Source organism: Mesobacillus boroniphilus JCM 21738 (assembly GCF_000517385.1).
GTDB lineage: Bacteria > Bacillota > Bacilli > Bacillales > Cytobacillaceae > Mesobacillus > Mesobacillus boroniphilus.
In genome coordinates this window covers 1-536 of the sequence record NZ_BAUW01000240.1, presented here as the reverse complement: position 1 = coordinate 536, position 536 = coordinate 1, and the positions used below count along the sequence as shown (strand labels likewise).

At 38.2% G+C, this 536-nt stretch carries 1 protein-coding gene; it reads left to right on the top strand.

The features are described from left to right. Positions 1-349, top strand: a 349-nt coding sequence (tnpA, locus tag JCM21738_RS22055; RefSeq protein WP_023627850.1) for an IS200/IS605 family transposase, incomplete at its 5' end; no start/stop codon positions are given. Positions 350-536 lie beyond the last annotated feature (187 nt).

Sequence of the window (536 nt, the reverse complement as noted above, 5' to 3'; positions counted from 1 at the left end):
GGGTGAAAGAAAAGATGTAGAAATAATTGAAGCAACCGCGTGTAAGGACCACGTACATATGTTAGTGAGTATACCGCCCAAAATAAGTGTGTCCTCTTTTGTAGGTTATTTAAAAGGCAAAAGCAGTTTAATGATCTTTGATCGGCACGCAAATCTGAAATACAGATATGGAAATCGCAAATTCTGGTGTACAGGATATTATGTGGATACCGTTGGAAGAAACAAAAAGGTAATAGAAGAATATATTCGGAATCAAATTCAAGATGATATAGTGGCAGAACAATTAACGATGATGGAATACATTGATCCATTCACCGGAGAAGAAGTGAAGAAAAAGAAACGAAGTTAAGATGGGAGAAGGCCTTTGAGGTCTGGCCAGTAGATGTAGTACAATTGGCGAACCCTTCAGTAGCCCTTTAGGGTTTGGTCAGTAACAAAGGCTTTCAGCCGCAGAGAAAACCACCCGTTCTCACGGGTGGTTTTTATTATCTTATAAGAAAGTATAAAACTTTTTAATTAGATTAGTGTCTAGCTCC